Source organism: Chroococcidiopsis cubana SAG 39.79 (genome assembly GCF_003991895.1).
Lineage (GTDB): Bacteria > Cyanobacteriota > Cyanobacteriia > Cyanobacteriales > Chroococcidiopsidaceae > Chroococcidiopsis > Chroococcidiopsis thermalis.
In genome coordinates, this window is the sequence record NZ_RSCK01000044.1 from 46,545 (window position 1) to 54,828 (window position 8,284).

Sequence of the window (8,284 nt, forward strand, 5' to 3'; positions counted from 1 at the left end):
TTGTTTCTAGACAAAAATGAACGAATTACTCACTGCAATTCCTACAGGCTTTACAGCTTTCATAGCTACCAATCTGGATGATATTTTTATCTTGATGCTGTTCTTCTCCCAAGTAAATGCCATCTTTCGCCGTCGCCATGTTGTACTAGGTCAATATCTTGGGTTTGGTTCGCTGGTACTGATTAGTCTTCCTGGTTTTTTTGGTAGCCTAGTTATGCCGCAAGATTGGGTGGGAATGCTGGGAATATTACCGATCGCAATTGGAATTAGTCGCTTGCTAAATCGGGATGATGCGTCAGCAGATGATACAGCGCCAGAAAAACCTGGGAACTCAACCCTTGCTAGCCTGTTGTCTCCTCAAACTTATAGCGTTGCCGCGGTGACATTTGCCAATGGTGGGGACAATATCGGGATCTACGTACCTCTGTTTGCTAGTTGCACCTGGGAGAGTCTTCTCGTTGTCTTGGGAATATTCTTCTCGCTGGTGGGTGCTTGGTGCTATGCTGCTTACCAGTTAACTCATCTAAGCGCGATCGCTGACACTCTCGAACGCTACGGCAAATACCTCGTTCCCTTTGTGTTGATTGGGCTAGGAGTGCTAATTTTAATTGATAGTCATACGCTAGAAAATCGCGGTTTAGCTGTACTCACGCTGATAATTAGTGGCTTATGGCTGCTGATTTTGGTGAGAAACATCAGTCGCGCATCTGCAATACCCGAAGTCGAGAAATAGAAAAGGCTTAATAGCTGTTCGATCTATTCTCAGTTTAAATTTTCCAACTTAAGTCAGAGGTTTTGCACAACGAAACTCTGTAGTTTTTACGATATGGAGAAAACAATGAAATTTCTCAAATTCGCTTTAGTCGCTTTGGTGCTTCTAGTTAACTTAGCGATCGCCCCGCCTTCGTGGGCTGAAAGCGATCTTACCAAGGGGTCTGACTACACCGAAGTAACTCAAGCCTTGGATGAACTTATTAAGGCAAAGGATACACCCGATCGCGGCGGCTACACATCAGAACAATATCAGCAAAGACTGGATGACTTGCTGTTTCAAAAGTATGTTTTAGAAACTGCTGAAGATCCGGCACAATGCCGTAACGAAACAGGAAAAACTCTAGCTATTTACGCTAATAAAAAATCTGGTGCTGCTAGCTTATACTTCTTGGGAGATGGTAAGGTGACGGATGACGATTGGAGCTGCAAAGGCGTTTACTTGCCTAGCGGTACTAAAGTCGCCGTCACTCCTCTTGCTCCAGTCCAAGAATTAACAGAAGGAATCGCCTTTAAAATCGTGGATGGGACTCGGTTAGTTGCTAAAACGAATCCCCAAACAGGCGCAATTGAATTTAACGTCAGACCTGCCAAGGTTTTTAAAGTAGGTGAAACTGACTGGTCAATTCCCACGTTGACTCAAGCAGATATTGACGCGAAAACTCCTAATGCTCCGATTGACTGAATAGGGAGCAGGGAGCAGGGAGCAGGGAGCAGGGAAGGAAGACAAGGGGAAGCAACTACCAACTACCAATTACCAATTACCAATTTAAAGATTAATGGAGTTGTTTAAGACTGTAAAACCAAATGCAGAGACAGCAGAAAAGGCGAAGCTAAAAAACCCGAGTCGGGTGAGGGATCATTTGGCAAACGAGCGCACCTATCTCGCATGGATGCGGAGTGCGATCGCCTTGATGGGGTTTGGCGTTCTAATTGTACGTCTGCGAATTCTTCGTCCTCCTTTAGCACCTCAACCGCCTGGTAATGGTTGGAAGTTGGGGTTAGGTTTCGGAGTTGTCGGTTTGTTAACGGTGTTGCTTTCAACACAGCATTATTTTGCCGTCAAGCGCGATATTGACGAGGATACCTACGAACCAGCAGACCGTTGGGTTATCCTCTCTAGTCTTGCTGTGTTATTACTGGGTCTAGGAGTTCTCTACTACGTCTTCACCATTCCTCTAGAATCTTTGAATAGCGTCATTGTCGAGTAAAGTTTTTAGAGTAAAATTTTTAGAGCAAAGTTTCTAAAATGTCGAAATCCCAAGTGTGGAAGTTACCTTTGTCCTTCCTCAACTTTCTCAAACAGCTACTGATTGCCCGTTGGCGATCGCTACTACTATTACTAATTGGAGTTTACTTACCTTTGCAGGTGTTTGGAATACTGGCTGTGGAGGTATGGGAAGAAGGCGGGTTTGGATGGGATGCACCGATTTTAGTCGCAATTCACGCTTATTCACGGACGCAACTAGATATTTTTGCAGTAACTCTCACTAAGTTCGGCTCGTTTAGAATCGTATCTTTTATTATTGCCGCGATCGCGCTGCTGCTGTTTTTTCGTAAAAGGTGGCGCTCGCTTGCTTTTCTACTAACTGCTACATTAGGAAGTGCCGTTATCAACCGCACCGCCAAAGAATTTATGCATCGGGTGCGTCCCGATTTGTGGACATCACTTACGCCAGAATTTGATTATGCCTTTCCTAGCGGTCATGCGATGACGAGTATGACTCTGATTGCAACGTTGGTCATTTTGACTTGGGGCAGTATTTGGTGCTGGTTGTCGTTAATTTTTGGTATTGTCTTCGTAGTGGCGATCGCTTGGACGCGATTGTATTTAGGGGTTCACTTCCCCAGCGATATTCTCGCAGGTTGGATGGTTTCGCTAGGTTGGGTAATTGGAGTTAGTGTATTTATTAAACCTTACATAACCAGCGCGATCGGAGTGGAGGAGCCATCAGTAGAAGAGACTTCGTTACTACCTGAAGAAAGTACAAGCAATTAAAATATGCGATCGCCCTGAAGTTCTGCTTGCTCCCAGACTCAATCTAGGAGCTTAGATTTGATTGCGATCGCAGGCAATTAGGTCACTTACTGTAGTAACCTTTTCTCGGTAATGTCTGCAACTTAATTTCGGGTTCTGGCTCTGATTCCGGTTTAGCTTTTGCTTGAGCAGCAGGTGCGGCAGTCTTTTTCGCAATTAAATTCGGAGAATCAGCAATTTGATAAGCAGGTGCATTAGGTACTCTTGCATCTATGAATGCCTGTGCCACATTAGGAATAAACCAGTTAATTTCATCAGCTTGGAAAACTTTAGTTGGTGGCAGATTAAATTCTACAGCACCAGTATTGGGATTGGTAGAAATTGTGAGTTGCGTGCCATCAGCAATCTTAATTACCGCAGGTCCGGTTAAGTCTTGAGTTTTGCCATCAGGGCTAGTAACGGCTGTGGTGGCATCACTTGATAAATAAACTCCCTCACAATCCCATTTGTTTTTCGTAGCCTGACCAGGTGCTAAAAAGTAAAGCCCAGTATCGTAGGCATAATCTTCTTCGTCATCGTCAAAATTTGGAATAGGACCGTAAACTGCTAATGTTTTTCCTGTCTGATTGCGGCACTGCCCCCAGTTCACTCCCGTCTCCAAAGCATATTTTTGAAATTCTAATTCATCAATTTTCCTTTGAATTTCTGCTGGTACAGAACCTCCTGTTTTGACTCGTGCATCTTTTGCAGCCACCAGTTCGTCAAGAGCTTTGCTTACCTCGATGTAGTCAGGATTTTTGAGGTATTTAGGTTTATCTGCTAATGCAGGTGGAGCCAAGATGAAATTGACCAGAATGAGTAAAACGATCAACAAAGATTTGAAAAGTTTCATGTTTTTTCTCCTGTTTGGACAGCTCTAAGCTATTTATAAGATTCTGGCATTGTGGCTGTCATTTGTAATTTGATAGAACGCACGAATATTTTATGACTCAAACAGAATTGCTATATTTCTATTTGATTTCGACTCGACAACTTAGATTTGTACTTTAGCAAATCTAGTGCTGTGAAAAAATTAATTTTTCTAATTAAAGTTTTCCGATGACAATAGTGTATTCTCTGATAAAAATATATTTTTATTTTGATAGATTCAGTTTATGTAAGTATTCCGATGAATTTACTGTAGATTTCTTAGCCAGAGAACAGTAACAAATTACACTTGCATTTACTTACTATATTTGTATATATTTCAGTGACAAAGACACATTAATTAACTCATTAACAAGCGATCGCCACATCCCTAACTCGCTACGGTAATTAGCTCGTGCCTTCTGCCCTAGTTGGTAATGGTACTTTTACCTTTACCTTAGTAGAAAGCGATATTGCGACTAAATTTTGGTAATGGGTAATGGGAAGTCAAAAGTCAAAAGTTAAAAGTTAAACCACGCACCACTCTCTCACCAATTACCAATCGCCAGGTTATGAACATCCTAGAATTTTCCTTACTCGTTTGGATTGGCTCATTTACCGCAGGCTTACTGGGGGCGTTAACGGGTTTGGGTGGTGGAGTGGTAATTGTTCCCCTATTAACTTCCGTATTTGAAGTTGACATTCGTTATGCTGCTGGTGCTTCACTAGTATCTGTAATTGCCACTTCCTCTGGTGCGGCATCCGCATATATTAAAGAAGGATTTACAAATCTGCGCCTGGGAATGTTTTTAGAAGTTGCCACAATTGTCGGTGCAATGGTGGGGGCAATGCTAGCAACTCAAGTTTCAGTGAAAGTGCTAACAATCGTACTTGCGATTGTCCTTCTCTATTCTGCTTATCTGTCACAACAACCGCAATCGGAATATAACGACAACGAATCAGCCGATGCTATAGCCACCCAACTGCGACTTAACAGCACTTGCCCAACTGCCACAGGTACGATGTCTTACCAAGTTCATTCTGTCCCTGCTGGATTTGGCATGATGGCGATCGCCGGATTGTTTTCTGGAATGCTGGGGATCGGTTGCGGTTCGCTGAAGGTAGTAGCGATGGATCGAGTCATGCGAATTCCCTTCAAGGTTTCCACCACTACCAGCAATTTTATGATTGGCGTAACAGCAGCAGCATCGGCAGGGGTTTATCTGGTGCAGGGTTATATCGATCCTGGGTTGTCGATGCCCGTGATGTTAGGTGTATTCCCTGGCGCTTTGTTGGGCGCGAGAGTTCTAGTTGGAACCAAAACCCAGAGTTTGAGAATTATCTTCAGTCTCGTGCTGGTGGCAATGGCTTTTAAAATGGTCTACAACAGTCTGCTTGGAGGGAGTTAAGATGAACCAATCCGATCGCCATTGGGAATCGACAGAATCACCCAATGCTCAGGTATCTGTCATCCCGATGCAGCATCAAATCCCAGAGTGCGATGAAGAATTAACACAAGCTACTTATGGCGGTAAAGAAGTCGCGACGCATCAGTTGCAAATCGAGTTGTTGTTGAGCAACTTGTTAAGATATGGCGTGTTTCTGGCTAGTGGTGTAGTTTTAGTTGGTGGAAGTTTATATCTAATCCGCCACGGCACTGAGCCTGTTGATTATAAGTATTTTCTTGGAGAACCAGATCGATTCCGCTCTCCTATAGGTGTAATCGAAGCTGTGAGTGCGGGAAGCAGTCGAGGAATTATCCAGTTAGGATTGCTGTTTCTAATTGCGACTCCCATCGTCCGCGTCGCGATTTCCCTATTGGCTTTCCTATGGCGACGAGATTTTACTTATGTGGCGATCGCCACTTTTGTCTTGCTAGGACTACTATACAGCTTACTCGGAGCGTATTTCTAGAAGACGGCGATCATATCCCAGAACAAGGTAAAATACGGTAAGTCAATCGGAAATATTATCTTTGTATGCAATCAGTCAAACAAGCTAGCCAAAAGTTGAGTCAAAAGATCCAAGCGCGGCTACAGCAGTTCACCCAAGAGGGAAATATTTGGAAAAAACTCAGAGGTGCGGTGTTTTTTGCGATCGGATATTTGCTCTCACCATTATGTTGGTGGAACGACATAGTATTCAACTTACCAATTGCCTACTTCTTTGGGTATATCTGTAGTTTATTTAACCGCGATTTACTCCTACCTAGCTCGATTGTCGGATACTGGCTGTCCAACATTATTGGTATTTTAATGATGCAAGCAGGTGCTATGGATGTTCTGCAAGGACAACCCAAAGAACGCAATCTGAAAAAAGAACTATCGATGGGTATTGCTTCCTCAACCGCTTACACTCTTGTGATTCTTGCTCTAATTCAATTAAAAATTCTCGATGCACCTGTCTTTTCCGTCCTCTTTTCCAGTAGGCAATAACTAAACTCTGCATATCTTTTGCGTCTACTCTACGAGAACGCTGCGCGTATGCGTCTTTGCGTGGCTATTCATCATTAGAAATAAACTGACTCAAATCCAATAATTTTGGTTCGCCTTTACCAACAAACAATGGTAGCTTGCCGTTCCACTTATCTATAGCGTGTTTTTGCAGAATTTCTGGGGTCAATGTTTCTTTCAGTAACCGATGTGCCTCAGCTTCTCCTTTCGCTAAATTTACTTTCGTTTCAGCCTCTCGAATCGCTTTTAAAGAGATAAATTCTGCCTGTTTTGCTTCCTGCTCGGCAATTTGTTTTGCTTCTACTGCCTCGTCAAAATCCTCGGAAAAATGGACGTGAACCAGAGAAATATCGTCAACGGCAACATGATAATTAATCAATCTAGTAGTGAGTAAATCGTCTACTCCAGCTTTGACTTCTCCTCGCTTAGTAATCAGTTCTTCAGCCGTGTATTTTGCCATAACTGCTTTTAATACTTCTTCAATAGCTGGGTCAATTATTCGCTCTACTACCTGTTGTTCGTTACCAATCTGTTGAAAAATGATATTTGCTTCTGATGGAATAATATGCCAATTAAGCGCCACATCGGTAAAAACGTCTTGAAGGTCTTTTGAGGATGCTTCAGCAGCAATTTCCTGTTTTTGCACCCGAACGCTCAACTTTTTAACTCGGTGAACTACAGGAATAATCGGGTGAATCCCCTCTCCTAAGATCCGCTCTTGCACTTGACCAAACTTCATTAATACGCCCCGTTCGCCAGCATTTACAACTGTAAACGGCGTGAAGATGATAACTATTAGTAATAAAAAAACTATAAACTTAGTAAATTTATTAAGAGTCTTGTTTTTTGTCATAGGGTAACTTCTGGCTTCTGACTTCGCGATCGCATCTTGTGGCAAAAGTTGTTCGCTCATCTTCATACTGTTTGTTAGATGTGGCTGGAGGAGTTGCACTTGCCGCAGCAGCTATGTTCGCTTAGGTGCAACATCAAGACAGCATGACTATTATCCATCGATTTTCCATAAACTACACATTCTCGCTCGGAAAATAGGAATTTTTTTCTTGCCTTTTTCGCCTTGACTCTGTAATATCTATGACCAGACACATTAAATACGGTAGTTCTACCAAAGATTCGTAGATTATTAGGAGACAATGACATGAGGTGGTGGCAGCACTTGAGGCAATGGGGACAAGCGATTCAACAGCTCGCTAGAGCAAGGGTGAGTTCATTGAAGGGTTTTGGAGCGTTGTTTTTAGTTGGGGTGAGCTTAAGCGTGGCGATCTCAGCTTGCTCCGGTGGTAACGGTAGTAATTCTGCGACTCAAAATCCTGCTGCTAGTCCTGTAGCGGCAAATAAGCAGGATGTGGAACTGACTCTCGTTTCTTTTGCTGTCACCAAAGCCGCTCACGATGCGATCGTTCCTAAATTTGTCGAGCAGTGGAAGCAAGAGCATAATCAAAACGTCACCTTCAAGACAAGCTATGGTGGTTCTGGTTCCCAAACTCGCGCCGTGATTGATGGTTTGGAAGCAGATGTCGTTCATTTAGCTCTTGCCTTAGACACCAGCAGAATTGAGAAAGCAGGATTAATTGAACCAGGATGGGAGAAGGAAGTTCCCGACAATGGCATTGTCTCTAAATCTGTTGCGGCATTAGTGACTCGTCCAGATAACCCCAAAGGGATTAAAACTTGGGAAGATTTAGCCAAAGATGGAGTCAGTCTGATTACAGCCGATCCGAAGACTTCCGGCATTGCTCGTTGGAATTTCCTCACACTGTGGAATTCTGCCATCAAAACTGGTGCTAGCGAAGAACAAGCGCTCGACTTCGTGACGAGAGTTTATGGAAACGTACCAATTCTCACCAAGGATGCGCGAGAAGCCACAGATGTATTTTTTAAGCAAGGGCAGGGAGATGCTCTGATTAACTACGAAAACGAAATTCTCCTAGCGCAACAAAAAGGCGAGAAGGTGTCTTACATAATTCCCGATGTCAATATCTCCATCGACAATCCAATCGCTGTAGTGGATCGCAACGTAGATAAACACGGCACTCGCGAGGTTGCCGAAGCTTTTGTGAAATACTTATTTACCCCCGAAGGCAGCTTGTAAAAATAACTTGAGCAACTAAGTTATTACTCTTGGATTGATTTGATAGTTCCAATCGCCATGAAATCG

At 43.2% G+C, this 8,284-nt stretch carries 10 protein-coding genes; 8 read left to right on the forward strand and 2 right to left on the reverse strand.

Annotated elements, in window-relative coordinates; all coding sequences use genetic code 11:
• Nucleotides 1–16: 16 nt before the first annotated feature.
• From DSM107010_RS22490 to DSM107010_RS22505, 4 genes are all read left to right on the forward strand, one after another.
• On the forward strand, nt 17–733 hold the full coding sequence (locus DSM107010_RS22490; protein WP_106171689.1) for a cadmium resistance transporter: 717 nt from the start codon (nt 17–19) through the stop codon (nt 731–733).
• Between the two features lie 105 nt (nt 734–838).
• The gene (locus DSM107010_RS22495) at nt 839–1,456 is read left to right on the forward strand and encodes a hypothetical protein (protein ID WP_127024015.1); all 618 of its coding nucleotides are present in this window, start codon (nt 839–841) and stop codon (nt 1,454–1,456) included.
• A 94-nt stretch (nt 1,457–1,550) separates the two neighbouring features.
• Nucleotides 1,551–1,982 (forward strand): YidH family protein, encoded by a 432-nt coding sequence (locus DSM107010_RS22500; RefSeq protein WP_106170214.1) that lies wholly within the window; start codon nt 1,551–1,553, stop codon nt 1,980–1,982.
• A gap of 38 nt (nt 1,983–2,020) precedes the next feature.
• Nucleotides 2,021–2,770 (forward strand): phosphatase PAP2 family protein, encoded by a 750-nt coding sequence (locus DSM107010_RS22505; protein ID WP_106170216.1) that lies wholly within the window; start codon nt 2,021–2,023, stop codon nt 2,768–2,770.
• Nucleotides 2,771–2,852: 82 nt separating this feature from the next.
• On the opposite strand, the gene DSM107010_RS22510 is transcribed toward DSM107010_RS22505, so the two are convergent.
• Nucleotides 2,853–3,641 (reverse strand): hypothetical protein, encoded by a 789-nt coding sequence (locus DSM107010_RS22510; protein ID WP_199755695.1) that lies wholly within the window; start codon nt 3,639–3,641, stop codon nt 2,853–2,855.
• A 586-nt stretch (nt 3,642–4,227) separates the two neighbouring features.
• Here DSM107010_RS22510 and DSM107010_RS22515 point away from each other — a divergent pair.
• The 3 genes from DSM107010_RS22515 to DSM107010_RS22525 all read left to right on the forward strand — a co-directional run bounded on the left by DSM107010_RS22515 (nt 4,228) and on the right by DSM107010_RS22525 (nt 6,090).
• Nucleotides 4,228–5,064 carry a sulfite exporter TauE/SafE family protein gene (locus DSM107010_RS22515; protein ID WP_106170219.1) on the forward strand — a complete coding sequence of 279 codons (837 nt, stop codon included), beginning with the start codon at nt 4,228–4,230 and terminating at the stop codon, nt 5,062–5,064.
• Nucleotide 5,065: 1 nt separating this feature from the next.
• Nucleotides 5,066–5,569: a DUF1634 domain-containing protein gene (locus DSM107010_RS22520; protein ID WP_106170221.1), complete on the forward strand. Its 504-nt coding sequence runs from the start codon at nt 5,066–5,068 to the stop codon at nt 5,567–5,569.
• Nucleotides 5,570–5,634: 65 nt separating this feature from the next.
• Nucleotides 5,635–6,090, forward strand: coding sequence for a DUF7980 family protein (locus DSM107010_RS22525; RefSeq protein ID WP_127024017.1), 456 nt, complete (start codon nt 5,635–5,637; stop codon nt 6,088–6,090).
• Nucleotides 6,091–6,154: 64 nt separating this feature from the next.
• Here DSM107010_RS22525 and DSM107010_RS22530 read toward each other — a convergent pair whose 3' ends face one another.
• On the reverse strand, nt 6,155–6,961 hold the full coding sequence (locus tag DSM107010_RS22530; protein WP_106169266.1) for a prohibitin family protein: 807 nt from the start codon (nt 6,959–6,961) through the stop codon (nt 6,155–6,157).
• Nucleotides 6,962–7,264: 303 nt separating this feature from the next.
• Between DSM107010_RS22530 and DSM107010_RS22535 the strand changes: the two genes are divergently transcribed.
• A complete protein-coding gene (locus DSM107010_RS22535; RefSeq protein WP_241994308.1) occupies nt 7,265–8,218 on the forward strand; it encodes a sulfate ABC transporter substrate-binding protein in 954 nt (317 codons plus the stop codon).
• Nucleotides 8,219–8,284: the final 66 nt, after the last annotated feature.

What these genes read in the sequence shown, in the direction of transcription:
- DSM107010_RS22510 (WP_199755695.1), bottom strand. Translation starts at nt 3,641, where the DNA reads ATGAAACTTTTCAAATCTTTGTTGATCGTTTTACTCATTCTGGTCAAT.
- DSM107010_RS22495 (WP_127024015.1), top strand. Translation starts at nt 839, where the DNA reads ATGAAATTTCTCAAATTCGCTTTAGTCGCTTTGGTGCTTCTAGTTAAC.
- DSM107010_RS22530 (WP_106169266.1), bottom strand. Translation starts at nt 6,961, where the DNA reads ATGACAAAAAACAAGACTCTTAATAAATTTACTAAGTTTATAGTTTTT.
- DSM107010_RS22500 (WP_106170214.1), top strand. Translation starts at nt 1,551, where the DNA reads ATGGAGTTGTTTAAGACTGTAAAACCAAATGCAGAGACAGCAGAAAAG.
- DSM107010_RS22535 (WP_241994308.1), top strand. Translation starts at nt 7,265, where the DNA reads ATGAGGTGGTGGCAGCACTTGAGGCAATGGGGACAAGCGATTCAACAG.
- DSM107010_RS22520 (WP_106170221.1), top strand. Translation starts at nt 5,066, where the DNA reads ATGAACCAATCCGATCGCCATTGGGAATCGACAGAATCACCCAATGCT.
- DSM107010_RS22490 (WP_106171689.1), top strand. Translation starts at nt 17, where the DNA reads ATGAACGAATTACTCACTGCAATTCCTACAGGCTTTACAGCTTTCATA.
- DSM107010_RS22505 (WP_106170216.1), top strand. Translation starts at nt 2,021, where the DNA reads ATGTCGAAATCCCAAGTGTGGAAGTTACCTTTGTCCTTCCTCAACTTT.
- DSM107010_RS22525 (WP_127024017.1), top strand. Translation starts at nt 5,635, where the DNA reads ATGCAATCAGTCAAACAAGCTAGCCAAAAGTTGAGTCAAAAGATCCAA.
- DSM107010_RS22515 (WP_106170219.1), top strand. Translation starts at nt 4,228, where the DNA reads ATGAACATCCTAGAATTTTCCTTACTCGTTTGGATTGGCTCATTTACC.